The organism is Paucimonas lemoignei (assembly GCF_004342585.1).
Taxonomy (GTDB): Bacteria; Pseudomonadota; Gammaproteobacteria; order Burkholderiales; family Burkholderiaceae_D; genus Paucimonas; species Paucimonas lemoignei.
Map to the genome: position 1 here is coordinate 132,900 of NZ_SLZQ01000010.1, position 15,041 is coordinate 147,940.

The window sequence follows — 15,041 nt, forward strand, 5'->3', positions numbered from 1 at the left end:
ACAAGGGCTAAACATGACAATTCCGGCAAATACCAAACTGGTGGTGATCGGCGCCTCGGCCGGCGGCGTCGATGCCATCGGCAATCTGCTGGCGGCATTGCCGGCCGATTTCGCGCCGGCAGTGGCAGTCGTGCTGCATCTGCCGCCGGATAGGCCCAGCATGCTGGCGGAATTGTTTGCATCGCGCTGCGCCTTGCCGGTCAAGGAAGCGGAAGACAAGGAACCGATTCAACCCGGCACGGTGGTGGTCGCGCCGCCCGACTATCATTTGCAGGTGGAGCCGGACCATACCTTTTCCTTGTCGTGCGATGAGCCGGTTCTCTACTCCCGCCCATCGATCGATGTGCTGTTCGACTCTGCGGCAATGGCATACGGTGCAGCCTTGCTTGGTATCATACTGACCGGCGCGAGTGCCGACGGTACTGCCGGCCTGAAGGCCGTGCGCGCACGTGGCGGACAGGCATGGGTGCAGGACCCGGAAGACGCCGTTGCGCGCCTGATGCCGGCAGCCGCCATCGCCGATGCGGGCGCCGACCGCGTCTTGCCCCTTGAGCAAATGAAGCAACTCCTGTCTGGCAGCGGCTTGCAAGCCATGACTCAACCAATCTGATGCCAATGGACGAAATCAATATTCTGGTAGTGGACGATGTCGAACAAAATCTCATTGCGACGGAGGCGATACTTGCGCAGCCCGGTATCAGGATTCTGAAGGCATCTTCCGGACCCGAAGCGCTGGAAATCCTGCTGGCGCATGAAATCGCGCTGGCGCTGGTGGATGTGCAGATGCCGCAGATGGATGGCTTCGAGCTGGCGGAACTGATTCGCGGCAGCGAGCGCACCCGAGCTGTGCCGCTGATCTTCCTTACCGCCGTCTCGCGCGAGGCCAAGTCCACCTTTCGCGGTTACGAAGCCGGCGCGGTGGATTTCCTGCATAAGCCGATCGATGTCGCGGTATTGAAGAGCAAGGTCAATGTATTCGTCGAACTGCATGCCAAGAAAAAGCAGTTGCGGCAACAGCTGGAAGAACTGCAGCAGGCGCTGCGCATGAATGAATTGTTCACTGCCGTGCTGGGCCATGACTTGCGCACGCCGCTCTCGACTATTCTGGGCGCCGCCGATTTGATCATGCTGTCGGAAGACCCCAAAGCCCGGGCCACGGCCAAGCTCATCAAGTCGAGCGGCAAGCGCATGTCGAAGATGGTGAACCAGTTGCTCGATGTGGCGCGCATCCGCTCGGGCGGCATCCAGCTGCATTGCAAGGAGACGGATTACGTCCAGCTATGCCGGTCGATTATTGCCGAGTTCGACGCCTCGCAGGAATCGCCGCGCATCGAGATGACGGCGACGGGAAATGTCGCCGGCATGGCGGATCCGGATCGCCTGGGGCAAGTGCTGTCGAACCTGATCGGCAACGCGCTCCAGCATGGCGATGGCGACCAGCCTGTACGCGTCGGGATCGATGGCTCCCAGTCCGGCCGGATCATCGTCGAGGTCGGCAACGGCGGCACGATTCCGGCTGCATTGAGGGAGCGGATTTTCGAGCCATATCACAGCGCCCAGACATCGGGAAAAAACACCGAAGGTCTGGGGCTGGGCTTATATATCGTCAAACAGTTCGTCGAGGCGCACGGCGGTAGTGTCGAATTGCGCTCATCCGAGGGGGATGGCACGGTGTTCAGCGTGTCGATGCCGCGCCGGCACGCTTCGTGCGCTGCGTAGAAGGCGGGTTATAGTTTTAAGCTGCCCGTGCCGAACAGGCCGATCAGGCCGACGATGATGAGATACAGCGCCACAATGAAATTCAGCAAGCGCGGCATCACCAGGATGAGGATACCGGCAATCAGGGACAGCAACGGGGTCAGATGAAAGTTCATGGCCATGCTCCTATCAGGTAGCGCAGCCAGCCGGTTGGCCGGCCGCGCGGGCAGAGATGATGTTATTGAACCGCATTTCTCTGCCTTCACCTGGCCTCATAGCCTCGAAAATTGAGAGGCGTCAAACAACTTCCCACCCATACCCGCGCATAGCTTGGGTTACGCCCGAGGGGCTGCCAGCTCCAGCCGGCGCGCGGCATGTCCTTCCACCTTGAATACGCTGACCGTTTGCGCCAGCTTGTTGGCCTGGTCTTGCATGGCTTCCGATGCGGCCGCGGCTTGCTCGACCAGCGCGGCATTCTGCTGGGTGACTTGATCCATCTGCAGGATGGCTTGGTTGATCTGTTCGATGCCGGCGGTTTGCTCGGCGCTGGCGGCCGTGATCTCGCCCATGATATCGGTGACGCGCTGCACGCTGTCGACGATCTCGCGCATGGTTTGTCCCGCTTCGTTGACGTACTGGCTGCCGGCATTCACCTTCTGCACCGAGTCGTCGATCAGGGATTTGATTTCCTTGGCGGCGCCGGCGGAGCGCTGGGCCAGCGAACGCACTTCGGCGGCGACGACGGCAAAGCCGCGTCCCTGCTCGCCGGCGCGCGCCGCTTCCACGGCAGCGTTGAGCGCCAGGATATTGGTCTGGAAGGCGATGCCATCGATGACGGAAATGATGTCGACGATCTTTTTCGCGGAATCGCTGATGTCATCCATCGTGCCCACCACCCGCCCGATCACGTCGCCACCCTTGGCCGCGACGTCGGAAGCGCTTTCCGCCAGCATGTTGGCCTGACGGGCGTTATCGGCATTTTGCTTGACGGTGGAGGTCAGTTCTTCCATGGAGGAGGCCGTCTCTTCCAGCGAGCTGGCCTGTTCCTCGGTGCGGGCCGACAGGTCATGGTTGCCGGAGGCGATTTCGGCGGATGACGTCTTGATCGTTTCGGTGCCGGCACGGACTTGGCTGACGATCTTGACCAGGCCTTCGTTCATGTCGCGCAAGGCTTGCATCAGGCGGCCGGTTTCATCGTTGGAGCGTACCTGGATGCTGCGGGTCAGGTCGCCGGCCGCGATGGCGCCGGCAATCTCGACGGCGGCGTTGAGCGGGCGCGTGATGGCGCGCACCAGCAAGACACCGATGATCGCAGCCAGTATCAGGCCGAAGGTCATGCCCGCCAGGCAGATCGTGCGGATCAGGTGATAGGTTTGCTGCGATGCGTCGTAGTCGCTCTTGGCAACTTCCAGCTGCAAGTTGATGAGCTTGTTGAGGCTGTCACTCACCGGCGAGAAAAGTTCTTCCATTTTGCCTTGGACAAGCGATGTCACCAATGTCATGTCCTGCGCCTTGATTGCTGCCAGCGTCGGCTGCAAGCCTTCGGCCAGAAACGTTTTGCGTGCTACGGCGGCCTGTTCGGCCAGTTGCTTTTCTTCCGGCGTCAGATAAGTCGCCATGTATTGGCTCCATACCTGATCGATCTGAGACATGTTGTTTGCGATTTCAGTCGCCAGGAGTTCCCCTTTGCCAGGCTCGGCCGTCACGGCCTTGGCGGCGGCCAGCTGGTTCAGGGTAAGCAGGCGGATAACCTTATCCACTTGTCCCAGCGCCGCCAGGCGGTCTTCATACATGGAGCGCATGGCATCGTTGGCGCGGTCGAGACCCACGAGCCCCATGACGGCGCCGATGATGAGCTGGAGGGATAAAAAGCCAATCACGAAGATGAGACGGGCTTTGATGGTGAGGTTCTTGAACATGGGTTGAAGTCGATTACGGTTGAACTTGTTTCAGGCGGCCGCAACGTGGCCAGTTTCGGGTTTGACGGCTTGCAGCAGCTTGGCAATCTGGTCGGCAGGCACCGGTTTGCTGAAGTAGTAGCCTTGCATCTGGTCGCATCCATGGTCGCTCAGGAAGTCCAGCTGCTGGGCGGTTTCCACGCCTTCGGCAATCACGCTGAGTTTCATGCTGTGGGCCAGGGCGATCACGGAGTTGACGATCATGGCGTCGTCGGCGTCGCTGGTAATGTCGCGCACGAAGGAGCGGTCGATCTTGAGACAGTCGATCGGGAAGCGCTTGAGGTAGCTGAGGCTGGAGTAGCCGGTGCCGAAATCGTCGATGGCCAGGTGCATGCCCATGGCGTGAAGCTGGCGCAGGATTTCCACCGCCGCTTCCGGATTTTGCATGACATCGCTTTCGGTAATTTCGAGCGCCAGGCAATCCGGCGTGCAGTCCATTTCCTCCAGCAGGCGCGCTACCCGTTTGGCCAGATCCTGCCGCTGGAACTGGCGCGCCGACAGATTGACGCCGATGCGGATCGGCGGCAAGCCGGCATCGCGCCAGGCCTTGTGCTGGGCGCAGGCGGTGGCCAGCACCCATTCGCCGATCGGCACGATCAAGCCGGTTTCTTCCGCAATCGGGATGAAATCAGCGGGCGAGACCATCTCCTTGCCTTGCGGTTGCCAGCGCAGGAGTGCTTCGACGCCGACCACGGCGCCGCTGCGGATATCAACCTGGGGCTGGTAATGCAACAGGAATTCATTGCGTTCCAGCGCGCGGCGCAGCGCGCCTTCCAGCTTCAGGCTATCCATGGCATTGGTGCCCATGCTGCCGGCGTAGAACTGGTAGTCATTCCTGCCTTCGGCCTTGGCGCGGTACATGGCGGCGTCGGCATGCTTCAACAGGGTTTGCGCATCCTGGCCATCGCGCGGATACAGGCTGATGCCGATACTGCCGGTGGGGAACAACTCCTGGCCCGATACGACCATGGGCTGAAAGAGCGACTGGAGGATTTTCTGCGCGACGATGGCGGCATCTTCCTCTTGCGCCATGTCGGGCAGCACGACGACGAATTCATCGCCGCCTTGGCGGGCTACGGTATCGGCTTCGCGCAGGCTGTTGGCAATGCGGCTGGCGATCTCGACGATGACTTCGTCGCCGGCATCGTGGCCGAGACTGTCATTGATATTCTTGAAGCGGTCCAGGTCGATGAACATGACCGCGACCAGCTTGCCGGCGCGGTGGGCGTGGGCGATCGCTTGCCCGAGGCGGTCTTCCAGCAGCAGCCGGTTCGGCAAGCCGGTCAGCGCATCGTGATTGACCAGGCGGCGCAATTCCTCTTCGGCTTCCTTGCGGCGGGAAATATCCTCGACCAGGCCGATGAAGCGCTGGCGCCCCAGGGCGTCGCGCATGGACGATACTGTCACATTGGCCCATACGGCATGCCCCTGCTTATGGATATAGCGCTTCTCGCGCGAGTATTCGCTGATTTCCCCCTTGGCGAGACGATTGAATAATGTCGTGTCCCTGGCGACATCGTCCGGGTGGGTAATCGACCAGAAGTCGCGATGCAAGAGTTCGGCTTCGGTATAGCCGGTGATTTCGCACAGCTTGCGGTTGATCCGTATGAATTCGCCATCCGTGTTGGCATGCGCGATGCCGACCGCCGCCTGGTTGAAGGTCAGGCGGAATTGCTCTTCGCTTTCCTGCAGCTTGCGGGTGGCTTCCAGCTGGAACGTCACATCCTGCGCAATCAGCAGCAGCAGGTTTTCCCGCCCGAGGACGGTGGGACGGATACTCAATTCGAAGTGGCGCGTGCCGGCGCATTCGCGCTTGAGGGTGACGATGACGCGGTCGCACGGCTTGCCGGTGGCGCGCACCTGCGCCACGCTTTCCGCCAGCGTGGCGGATTCGATCAATTCGTTCAGCGGGCGAGGGTGGTTGAGATATTCTTCACTGATATCCAGCATTTTCCGCATCATGTCATTCATGGAGCGGATGTCGCCGGTATCATTGACGACGATGAGCCCGGCCGGCATGCCGCTGATGACTTGCTGGAGATAATTGCGGTGCTGTACGACTTCCTGCTGCGCGGCTTGCGCGTAGGTATCCAGCGCCAATCCCATATCGAAACTGACGACTTTCAGCGCGGCGTCGTAGGCGGCCAGGAAGGTTTCGGGTTGGTCGGCCAGCATGCGCCACAGGATCGGCAACAGTTCGGACAGGTACTTGCGGTAAGCGCCGATGTACCACTTCGGCTCCAGGCCGATGCGCTGGTGTACCACGCCGACCTTCAGGCGGTTGCGGATGTAGTCCTGGCCATAGTCGCCGGCGGTCAGCCTGTCGAAATAGGCGGACTGGGCAGCGCGCAAGCGCGCCATTGTCTCGGCATCGGGCAGCAGCGTACGCATCTCGGGAAATTCGACGAGATGCTGGTAGAAGGCGTCGGAAAAACCTTCCTTGTCGTCTTGCAGCAGCTTGTGGATACGCTGCAGCAGGTCGATATCCGTCTCGCCCAATTCGAGAAAAGCCTTGCGCTGGTCAATCTCGTGTTGATCCAGTCCGATGTCGCGGGTAATCAGGTCGACGGCTTGGTTTAAATCTTTCATAATTTTTTCATCAAGCCTGAAGGAAGAATCGGTAAATAGTAGTGAGGTTTGAGTCAGTGCTTTTGGCACTTCCTTCAATCAGGCCACGCGGGAAATCATGGATATACATTAGTTTCCTGTAGGGAAATATGCTACACGCTTGCCCTGTAAAAAGCTAACTGATCCAAGCGAAAACCAGTCAAATTACTAACAAATTAACATTTTGATGCGGGATTCTGTATCAAGGATGCTGCATGCCTGAACACGAACAGGTGGAAACGACTTGCCAAGCCGGTAACAAGCCGACTGGTCAGAACATGTGCCTGCAAGCATAATTGCCTTATTTTTAATATTTCGGGCAAATGACGACGCCGCAAAAAATTCTCTTGTTGAGTGTTTCCGCCGGAGCAGGCCACATGCGTGCCGCCGAAGCGCTGTGCCGCCATGCCGCCGACTTTGGCGGCGCGGCAGAGACGATACACCTGGACGTCATGGATTTTGTGCCAAGAGCATTCCGCAAGTTGTATACGGACTTTTACATTGGCCTGGTGAACAAGGCGCCGGCCTTGTGGGGGTACCTGTACCAGCTCACGCACGAGACGCGGCCGGATGGTTCGATTGAGCGCCTGCGCCGCGCGGTCGAACGCTTGAATACGACAGCCTTGCGGCGCGAGATCGATCGCGTCCGGCCGGATGCCATCATTTGCACCCACTTTCTGCCGGCGGAGCTGCTCTCTCGCATGATTCGGCAAGAGCGCCTGGCATGCAAGGTCTGGGTGCAAGTCACGGATTTCGACTTGCACCGGCTGTGGGTACAGGAAGGCATGGCCGGCTACTTTGCCGCCAACCAGGAAGTGGCCTGGCGCATGCAGGCTTGCGGCATTGCGCCTGAACGCATTCATGTCACCGGCATTCCGATCATGCCGGCGTTCGCCGCGCCGCCGGAGCGCAGCGCCTGCGCCCGCGAGCTGGGCATTGACGCCGGCAAGACCACGTTCCTGGTGATAGGTGGCGGCGCCGGGCTGGGCAGCCTCGACACCATGGCGGCGCGGCTGCTGGCGCTGGATGGCGACTTCCAGCTGATCGCGCTGGCCGGCAAAAATGCCCGCGCCCTGGCGTCGCTGCAGGCGCTCGCGGCCCGCTATCCCGGCCGCTTGTTCCCGCAGGGTTTTACCGACAAGGTCGAGCGCATGATGGCGTGCGCGGACCTGGTAATCACCAAGCCGGGCGGCTTGACGACATCCGAATGCCTGGCGCTGGGCTTGCCGATGATCGTGAATGCGCCGATTCCCGGACAGGAAGAGCGCAATGCCGACTTCCTGCTGGAGCAGGGCGCGGCCCTCAAGGCAGTCGATGGCGTGGCGCTGGAATACCGCATCAAGCTGCTGCTCGAGCATCCGGAACGACTGGCGCAGATGCGCAGCAAGGCCGCCGCCCTGGGACGGCCGCTGGCTGGACGGCACGTGCTGGAACGGGTGCTGGCGGCAGATTAGGCGCGCCGGGGAAACAATCCTTTGCCAGTAATCAATTCGGAAAACCATTTCGACGATTTATCGTCCGATCAGGTAGTACTACGAGAGACAGTCGCCATGAGCCCCATCATCACCAGTCTGCTCGAAACCGACCTGTACAAGTTCACCATGTGGCAGGCGCTGCTGCATGGGCACCCGGCTGCGCAAGCCGAGTATGCCTTCGTGTGCCGCAACCGGCCCGACTGGCCGCTGGCGCAACTCAAGGATGAACTCGAGCGCGAACTCGATCACCTCTGCCTGCTGCGGTTTACGAAAGATGAACTGGATTACCTGCGCGGCCTGCGATTTATTAAAAGCGACTTTGTCGATTTCCTCGCGCTGTTTCATTTTCAGCGCAAATTCATCACAGTCGACACCGAGGGCGAGCAGTTATTGATTCGCGCTTGCGGCCCGCAGGTGCATGTGATGGGCTTTGAAATCTTTGTGCTGGCGATCGTCAGTGAATTGTATTTTCGCCGCGTCGACCAGGCCGCCGCGATGGCCGAGGGGCGCCGCCGGCTCCAGGCCAAGCTGGAGCTGCTGCACAGTTTCGCGCGCGAGCCGGCGTGCCGCCATCCATTCGAATTTTTCGACTTCGGCGTGCGCCGGCGCTTTTCCGCCGCCTGGCATGAAGAAGTGGTGGCGACCCTGGCGCAACAAGCCGCGCCGTACTTCAAGGGCACTTCCAACGTTTATCTCGCCAAGAAATACCAGCTGGTGCCGATCGGCACCATGGCGCACGAATACCTGCAAGCCTTCCAGGCATTCGGCGTGCGGCTGCGCGACTTTCAGCGCGCGGCGCTGGAAGACTGGGTGCATGAATATCGCGGCGACCTGGGCACGGCTTTGACCGACGTGGTCGGCATCGATGCCTTTCTGGCCGATTTCGACCTGTATTTCGCCAAGCTCTTCGACGGCTTGCGCCATGATTCGGGCGACCCGGTCGTGTGGGGCGAAAAGGTGCTGGCGCATTATGCCAAGCTGCGCATCGACCCTTATACCAAGCGCATGGTGTTTTCCGATTCGCTCGACTTTCCCAAGGCCTTTGCGCTGTACCGCCATTTCGCCGACCGCACCATGACAGGTTTCGGCATCGGCACCAATCTCACCAACGATACCGGCTTCACGCCGCTCAACATCGTCATGAAGCTGGTGGCCTGCAATGGCCAGCCGGTGGCCAAGCTGTCGGATGCGCCCGGCAAAACCGTCTGCAAGGATGAAACCTTTCTTGCCTATCTGCGGCAAGTGTTTCATCATCCCGGCTCCTGAAGGAGTTCGACCATGCCACACCACGATCCGTTATCTTCCTCTGTCACGCCCGGCGATGTCGAGCAGCCGGCCGACCTGGCCGTATTGATCGGGCGCTTTCAGCCTTTCCACAATGGCCATGCCTTTTTGCTGCAGCGCGCGCTGGATGCCGCACCGAGGGTGGCAGTCGTCCTGGGTTCGGCCTGGCATGCCAGGAGCGCCAGGAACCCTTTCGACTGGCGCGAGCGTGCTGCCATGATTGCGGAAAGCCTGCCGCCGCCAGACCGGGCGCGCGTGGAATTCATTCCGCTGCGCGACTATTACGATGACGTCCGCTGGTGCCATGCCTTGCGGCGTGAAGTGGAAACGTATGCCGGGCCGGACAAGCGCATTGCGCTGGTCGGCCATTTCAAGGATCACTCCAGTTATTACCTGAGCCGCTTTCCGCAATGGCAGTTGATTTCCGCGGAAAATTTCGCCGGCATCAATGCCACCGAGTTGCGTGGCATCTTGTTTGAAAGCGCCAATCCTCATGACGCGCTCGCCAGGCTGGAGCCGGTGGTGCCGACTGCGGTGCGGCTGCGACTGGAAGCCTGGATGGCAACGCCGGAATTTGCCGCGCTGACCGACGAGTACCGGCAGCTGGCCAAGGATAAGGCGGCATGGAGCTGTGCGCCTTATCCGCCGATCTTTTCCACGGTGGACGCGGTCGTGACGGCTGCGGCGCACGTGCTGCTGGTCAAGCGCGGCGGCTTTCCGGGCAAGGGGCAATGGGCGCTGCCCGGCGGCTTTGTCGAGCCACGCGAGCGGCTGTTGAAAAGCGCCTTGCGCGAATTGAAAGAGGAAACCCAGCTGGCAGTGGACGAAGCGGAATTGAAGGCAGCGCTACGGGATGTGAAGGTGTTCGACCATCCCGAGCGCAGCCAGCGCGGCCGCACGATTACGCATGCCCATTACTTTGCCCTGGACCGCAATGAGCTGCCGAAGGTGGAAGGTAGCGACGATGCCGCACAGGCGCGCTGGGTGGCGGTCGCCGCGCTACCGGACATGGAAGAGGAATTCTTTGAAGACCACTTCCATATCCTCGATAGCTTCCTGCATGTGCTGCAGGAATAGCCGAAACCCCGATATCAATCGTTGAGATACTTGCGCAGCCGTTTGGCGGCATTGCGCAAGTGCGTTTCGGCCGCCAGCGCGGCGCTGTCGGCATCGCGCTTTTCAATCGCTTGCAGGATAGCCTTGTGCTCATCCTGCACTGCCTGCACCATGTTGTTGTAGTTTTTCGCCGTGTTGCTGCGCGCCTGCCGGATCAGGCGGCGCACGTGGCGCTCCAGGAACTCGTTGAGCGTCTGGAAGTGCGGATTTTGCGTGGAGTCGACGATGGCTTGGTGGAAGGCGTAATCCTCATCGTCGCCAAGCTTGTCGTTGACGATGGCGTATTCCATGCCGACCAGCGCTTGCTTGATCTTCTTTAAATCCTCGGGCGTGCGGCGCATGGCAGCGTAGCGCGCCGCCGCCGCTTCCATCGTCACCAGCAGTTCGATGACGTATTCCAGCCCCTTGGCGTCGTCGAGCGCGGAGACATCCAGCCGGAAGGTCTGGCGCGAGCCGCGCTCGTTGACGAAGACGCCGCGTCCCTGCTGGGCGCTGACGATGCCTTCGGACTTCAGTTGCGAGACGGCTTCCCGTACCACCGAACGGCTGACGGAAAATTGTTCGCACAACTGCTTTTCGCTGGGCAGCTTGTCGCCCGGCTTGAGCCGTTGCGAACGGATTTCCTCATTCAGCCAACTGACGATCTCCTCGGTCAGCGAATGCGTCGGCGTATGAGATGTATTGGTTTTCATACTTATTATCTACATCAGTTGATATACAGGCCGCCATTGACTTGCAGGGTTTCCGCAGTAATGAAGCCAGCCAGCGGCGAGCACAGGAAGGCAATGCCGCCGGCGACTTCTTCCGCCGTGCCCAGCCGCTTGAGCGGCGTGTTCTTCAGCAGGGTTTCCTCGTTCTTGGCCAGCAAGTCCTTGGTCATCGGCGTTGCAATGATACCCGGAGACAGGGCGTTGACGCGGGTTTTCGGCGCCAGTTCCAGCGCCAGGCTGCGCGAGAAGCTGATCACCGCGCCTTTGGAGGCTGAATAGTGCGCGTGCGCATAGCTGCCTTTTTGCGCTGCCACCGACGACAGGTTGACGATCGAGCTGCCTTCGTTCAGGTAAGGGATCACCGCGCGGCAGATGTAGAAGGTGCCGTCGAGGTTGATCTTCATGAGCTTGTCCCACTCTTCATCGCTCATGTCCGCCACCATCTTTTCCGGATAGATGCCAGCCGAATGCACCAGGTGATCTATGCCGCCGAAGCGCTCCGCTACCGCGCGCGCCGTGTCGCGGCAAGCCTGGGCATTGCCGACATCGGTTTCATGCACGCTGATCTGCGCATTGGGAGCGAGCTCCTGCAGTTCGCGCTGCAAGGCTTCGAGTGCTGCCGGATTCAAGTCCGACAGGGCGACGTTGGCGCCGTGCTGCACCACCAGTTTGGCAGTCGCGCGGGCAATGCCGCCGGCAGCGCCGGTGATCAAGAAATTTTTATTCTCAAACGAAATCATCATGTCTCCTATTGGATGCCGGCCCGGTGGCGGAGGAATTGCGCCAAGGATTTGTGCCGGAAAGTTTTGATAAACCTATTTTGCAAATCTTGTACGGTGACTGGTTGACACCGTAAAAAGTGGTGGGTAGAATCGCCTCACAACTTGTCTGACATGTTCAAAATCTTATCAGACAATTCGGGAAAATCCTACTACTGTGGTGGTGAATGCCACAGGTGTTCAACAAGAAGACCGGCCACGACAACAGCTAGGGCGGCACGAATTTGGAGACAGCATGACTATTGCCAGCACTAAAGATGGCATCAGCGGTAAGACCCGCGTAGTCGGCATCATTGCCGATCCCATTGGCCATGTGCGCACCCCTCAAGCATTCAATGCATTGATGATGGCGCGCGGCGTGGATGCCGTGATGGTGCCCTTTCATGTGCAGCCGCAGGATTTCGCTGCCTTCATGGCCGCGGCGCCCTTGATCCGCAGCCTGGCCGGCTTGATCGTCACCATTCCCTATAAAGAAACCATTCTTTCCCATTGCACGGAACTCTCCGACGCTGCGCGTCGCATCGGTGCGGTGAATATCGTGCGTTTTGCCGATGGCGAAAACGGCACGCGCCGCCTGATGGGCAACAATCTCGATGGCGCCGGCTTCGTCGGCGGCTTGCTGGCCAAGGGACATGAAGTGGCTGGTCGCCGCGTCTATCTGGCTGGCGCAGGCGGCGCCGGCAAGGCGATCGCGCATGCGCTGGCCGAGCATGGCATTGCTTCGCTGGGTATTTACAACCGCAGCGCGGCGCGCGCCGAACAGCTGGCGCAAGACCTGCGTGCGCATTTTCCACAACTCGATGTGCACCTGGCTGACGCCGCGCCGTCCGATTACACGCTGGCGATCAACTCGACTTCGCTTGGCTTGAATGAAGACGATGCGCTGCCATTTTCGCCGGATAACTTGCCTGCCGGCGCCGTCGTGGCCGAAGCAGTCATGAAAACCGAAGTCACGCCATTGCTGGCGCGCGCCAGCGAGCGTGGACTGGCGATGCACTTTGGTCGCCACATGATGGAAGTGCAGATCGAGCGCATGGCGCAGTTTCTTGAATTGATTTGAAAGCGATTTCGAATTGATTCGATGCGGCTTGTCATTACCGGACAAGCCATTTTTGAACTCAGGTTGGATGTCGGCTTTACGGCGGTGCCTGAATATGTATAACCACAATGGAGATGTTGCTATGAATAAGAAGCAAATCGGTTTGTCTATCTGTGCGCTGGCCGTCGCAGGCGCCGTACAGGCTGCACCGCTGAAAGTGGCGCTGGTGGAGACGCTCTCGGGCCCGCAAGCCTCGACCGGCCTGCTGTACCGCACCGCGATCAAGTACGAACTTGACCGCATCAATGCCGCCGGCGGCTGGAATGGCGAACAGCTCGTCATCGCCGAATACGATAACCAGGGCGGCACCGCCGGCGCTTCCGACAAGGTCAAGGCAGCGATCGCCGATGGCGCGCAAATCATCATCCAGGGTTCGTCCTCTGCCGTCGCCGGCCAGATCACCGAAGACGTGCGCAAGCATAACCTGCGCAATCCTGGCAAGGAAGTGCTGTACCTGAACATGGGCGGCGAAGCGCTGGAACTGACCGGTGACAAGTGCCACTTCTACCATTTCCGTTTCACCACCAACGCCATCATGCGCATCAAGACTCTGGTGCCGGCGATGAAGGAAGCCAAGGCCCTGGGCACCAAGGTCTATGCCATGAACCAGAACTATTCCTGGGGCATGGACGTCGACAAGGCAGTCAAGGATAACGCGGCTGCCGGCGGCTATACCGTAGTCGAAAGCACCCTGCACGACGTCAACAAGATCCAGGACTTCGCTCCCTACGTTGCCAAGATCAAGGCCAGCGGCGCGGATTCCGTCTTGACCGGTAACTGGTCCAACGACTTGCTGTTGTTGATGAAAGCTACCCGCGCAGCCGGCCTGAAGGCCAAGTTCGGTACCGTGTTCCTGGATCAGCCGGGCAACATCGGCAATGCCGGCGATACCGCCCTGGGTCACTATGTCTCGCACACCTATAACGTCGAAGCCAACAAGGAATCCGAAAAGTTCGGCAATGACTACAAGGCCAAGACCGGTCACTACCCGGCATACATTGAACCGCAAACCGTGTTCGGCATGCAGATGCTGGGCGTGGCGCTGAAGGCAACCAAGCCGTCCGGCGACAAGATCAATGTCACCGAATTGGCCAAGAACCTGGAAAAGGCCAAGATCGCTAGCCCGATGGGTGAAATCTCCATGCGTGCTGCCGACCACCAGGTGCAACTGCCGATGGTCGTGTCGACCGTGGCAAAGGATGCCAAGTTCAAGGTTGACGGCACCGACATGGGCTTCAAGGTTGTCAAGACCTTCAGCGCCAGCGAATCCGCCAATCCGGTACAAGCTTCCTGCAACATGCAGCGCCCCTCCTGAGGCGCTGTACCAGGTGTAGCGTTGTGAGTTGACGCTGCACCGACTTGAATGTCCTGCCGCGCATGTTTTCCATGCGCGGCACGGAGCGCTGCGCTCCGCAATTTCTGGAAAAGCTCATGGAATTCTTTACCGTATCGCTGCTCAACGGCACCATCTATGGCTTGCTGCTGTTCATGGTTTCCGCCGGCTTGACGCTGATTTTCGGCATGATGGGCGTGTTGAACTTTGCCCATACCTCTTTTTACATGATCGGCGCCTACCTGGCCTACAGCCTGCAAAAGGTGATCGGCTTCTGGCCGGCGATCATCGTCGCCCCGATCATCGTCGGCTTTCTCGGCGTGGTCGTCGAGCGCTTCTTTTTGCGCCGCGTGCACAAGTATGGCCACGCGCATGAATTGCTGGTCACCTTCGGCCTGTCGTTCATCATCGCGGAAATCATCAAGCTCTTCTTCGGCAATTACCCGGTCAATTACCAGGTGCCGTCCTCGCTCAATTTCGCCGCCTTCCAGCTCTTCGGCACCGACTATCCCTTCTATCGCCTGATGATGGGTGTCATCTCGCTGTTGATGTTCGGCCTGGTCTTCCTGCTGCTGTCGCGCACCCGCGTCGGCATCGTGGTGCGCTCGGCAATCTACCGCCCGAAGATGGCCGAAGCCCTCGGCCATAACGTGCCGATGGTGTTCATGGGCGTGTTCGGCGTGGGCGCGGCGTTGGCGGGTCTCGCCGGTGCGGTGGCCGGGGCGTTCTACACCACCAACCCCAACATGGCGCTGGAACTGGGCGTGCTGGTCTTCGTGGTGGTGGTGATCGGCGGTCTCGGTTCGCTTGAAGGCGCGATGGTGTCGTCGATTCTGATCGGCCTGATTTCCTCCTTTGCGGTGGGCATCGACCTGAGCGCGGCCGACGTGCTGGGCTATGTCGGCGCCGGGGAATGGGCGCAAGAAGTCGGCGGCTTGCTGACGCTGAAAATATCCTCGCTGGCGGCGACGATTCCATTTGC

13 protein-coding genes are annotated in these 15,041 nt (G+C 59.9%); 8 read left to right on the forward strand and 5 right to left on the reverse strand.

Annotation, left to right across the window (positions count from 1 at the left end; all coding sequences use genetic code 11):
- The first annotated feature begins 13 nt into the window (after positions 1-13).
- On the forward strand, positions 14-610 hold the full coding sequence (locus EDC30_RS14965; protein ID WP_132259653.1) for a chemotaxis protein CheB: 597 nt from the start codon (positions 14-16) through the stop codon (positions 608-610).
- On the forward strand, positions 610-1,719 hold the full coding sequence (locus tag EDC30_RS14970; RefSeq protein WP_132259654.1) for a hybrid sensor histidine kinase/response regulator: 1,110 nt from the start codon (positions 610-612) through the stop codon (positions 1,717-1,719). Before EDC30_RS14965 ends, EDC30_RS14970 begins: the two co-directional genes overlap by 1 nt.
- An 8-nt stretch (positions 1,720-1,727) precedes the next feature.
- Here the strand turns inward: EDC30_RS14970 and EDC30_RS14975 are convergent, their stop codons facing one another.
- The 3 genes from EDC30_RS14975 to EDC30_RS14985 form a co-directional block, all read right to left on the reverse strand.
- Entirely contained in the window at positions 1,728-1,874 is a 147-nt protein-coding gene (locus EDC30_RS14975) for a DUF3096 domain-containing protein (RefSeq protein ID WP_132259655.1), read from the reverse strand.
- Between the two features lie 159 nt (positions 1,875-2,033).
- Positions 2,034-3,617: a methyl-accepting chemotaxis protein gene (locus tag EDC30_RS14980; protein ID WP_132259656.1), complete on the reverse strand. Its 1,584-nt coding sequence runs from the start codon at positions 3,615-3,617 to the stop codon at positions 2,034-2,036.
- A gap of 30 nt (positions 3,618-3,647) precedes the next feature.
- The gene (locus EDC30_RS14985) at positions 3,648-6,245 is read right to left on the reverse strand and encodes an EAL domain-containing protein (protein WP_132259657.1); all 2,598 of its coding nucleotides are present in this window, start codon (positions 6,243-6,245) and stop codon (positions 3,648-3,650) included.
- A gap of 341 nt (positions 6,246-6,586) precedes the next feature.
- Here EDC30_RS14985 and EDC30_RS14990 point away from each other — a divergent pair, with 341 nt between their 5' ends.
- The 3 genes from EDC30_RS14990 to EDC30_RS15000 all read left to right on the forward strand — a co-directional run bounded on the left by EDC30_RS14990 (position 6,587) and on the right by EDC30_RS15000 (position 10,099).
- Complete coding sequence (locus EDC30_RS14990; RefSeq protein WP_424446923.1) at positions 6,587-7,717, forward strand: MGDG synthase family glycosyltransferase; 1,131 nt, start codon at positions 6,587-6,589, stop codon at positions 7,715-7,717.
- 96 nt (positions 7,718-7,813) lie between these two features.
- The gene (gene pncB, locus EDC30_RS14995; protein ID WP_132259658.1) at positions 7,814-9,004 is read left to right on the forward strand and encodes a nicotinate phosphoribosyltransferase; all 1,191 of its coding nucleotides are present in this window, start codon (positions 7,814-7,816) and stop codon (positions 9,002-9,004) included.
- Positions 9,005-9,016: 12 nt separating this feature from the next.
- Positions 9,017-10,099 carry a bifunctional nicotinamide-nucleotide adenylyltransferase/Nudix hydroxylase gene (locus tag EDC30_RS15000; RefSeq protein WP_132259659.1) on the forward strand — a complete coding sequence of 361 codons (1,083 nt, stop codon included), beginning with the start codon at positions 9,017-9,019 and terminating at the stop codon, positions 10,097-10,099.
- Positions 10,100-10,113: 14 nt separating this feature from the next.
- On the opposite strand, the gene EDC30_RS15005 is transcribed toward EDC30_RS15000, so the two are convergent.
- Both EDC30_RS15005 and EDC30_RS15010 read right to left on the reverse strand, forming a co-directional pair.
- Positions 10,114-10,830 (reverse strand): FadR/GntR family transcriptional regulator, encoded by a 717-nt coding sequence (locus EDC30_RS15005; RefSeq protein ID WP_132259660.1) that lies wholly within the window; start codon positions 10,828-10,830, stop codon positions 10,114-10,116.
- Positions 10,831-10,844: 14 nt separating this feature from the next.
- Complete coding sequence (locus EDC30_RS15010; protein ID WP_132259661.1) at positions 10,845-11,588, reverse strand: SDR family NAD(P)-dependent oxidoreductase; 744 nt, start codon at positions 11,586-11,588, stop codon at positions 10,845-10,847.
- 274 nt (positions 11,589-11,862) lie between these two features.
- Between EDC30_RS15010 and EDC30_RS15015 the strand changes: the two genes are divergently transcribed.
- The 3 genes from EDC30_RS15015 to EDC30_RS15025 form a co-directional block, all read left to right on the forward strand.
- Positions 11,863-12,687 carry a shikimate dehydrogenase family protein gene (locus EDC30_RS15015; RefSeq protein WP_132259662.1) on the forward strand — a complete coding sequence of 275 codons (825 nt, stop codon included), beginning with the start codon at positions 11,863-11,865 and terminating at the stop codon, positions 12,685-12,687.
- Between the two features lie 121 nt (positions 12,688-12,808).
- Positions 12,809-14,041: a branched-chain amino acid ABC transporter substrate-binding protein gene (locus tag EDC30_RS15020; RefSeq protein ID WP_132259663.1), complete on the forward strand. Its 1,233-nt coding sequence runs from the start codon at positions 12,809-12,811 to the stop codon at positions 14,039-14,041.
- Between the two features lie 116 nt (positions 14,042-14,157).
- Positions 14,158-15,041 (forward strand): branched-chain amino acid ABC transporter permease (locus tag EDC30_RS15025; RefSeq protein WP_132259548.1); only part of this gene is annotated, 884 nt, incomplete at its 3' end.

What these genes read in the sequence shown, in the direction of transcription:
- EDC30_RS15000 (WP_132259659.1), top strand. Translation starts at nt 9,017, where the DNA reads ATGCCACACCACGATCCGTTATCTTCCTCTGTCACGCCCGGCGATGTC.
- EDC30_RS15020 (WP_132259663.1), top strand. Translation starts at nt 12,809, where the DNA reads ATGAATAAGAAGCAAATCGGTTTGTCTATCTGTGCGCTGGCCGTCGCA.
- EDC30_RS14970 (WP_132259654.1), top strand. Translation starts at nt 610, where the DNA reads ATGCCAATGGACGAAATCAATATTCTGGTAGTGGACGATGTCGAACAA.
- EDC30_RS15010 (WP_132259661.1), bottom strand. Translation starts at nt 11,588, where the DNA reads ATGATTTCGTTTGAGAATAAAAATTTCTTGATCACCGGCGCTGCCGGC.
- EDC30_RS14990 (WP_424446923.1), top strand. Translation starts at nt 6,587, where the DNA reads ATGACGACGCCGCAAAAAATTCTCTTGTTGAGTGTTTCCGCCGGAGCA.
- EDC30_RS14980 (WP_132259656.1), bottom strand. Translation starts at nt 3,617, where the DNA reads ATGTTCAAGAACCTCACCATCAAAGCCCGTCTCATCTTCGTGATTGGC.
- EDC30_RS14975 (WP_132259655.1), bottom strand. Translation starts at nt 1,874, where the DNA reads ATGAACTTTCATCTGACCCCGTTGCTGTCCCTGATTGCCGGTATCCTC.
- EDC30_RS15005 (WP_132259660.1), bottom strand. Translation starts at nt 10,830, where the DNA reads ATGAAAACCAATACATCTCATACGCCGACGCATTCGCTGACCGAGGAG.
- EDC30_RS14965 (WP_132259653.1), top strand. Translation starts at nt 14, where the DNA reads ATGACAATTCCGGCAAATACCAAACTGGTGGTGATCGGCGCCTCGGCC.
- EDC30_RS15015 (WP_132259662.1), top strand. Translation starts at nt 11,863, where the DNA reads ATGACTATTGCCAGCACTAAAGATGGCATCAGCGGTAAGACCCGCGTA.
- EDC30_RS14985 (WP_132259657.1), bottom strand. Translation starts at nt 6,245, where the DNA reads ATGAAAGATTTAAACCAAGCCGTCGACCTGATTACCCGCGACATCGGA.
- pncB (WP_132259658.1), top strand. Translation starts at nt 7,814, where the DNA reads ATGAGCCCCATCATCACCAGTCTGCTCGAAACCGACCTGTACAAGTTC.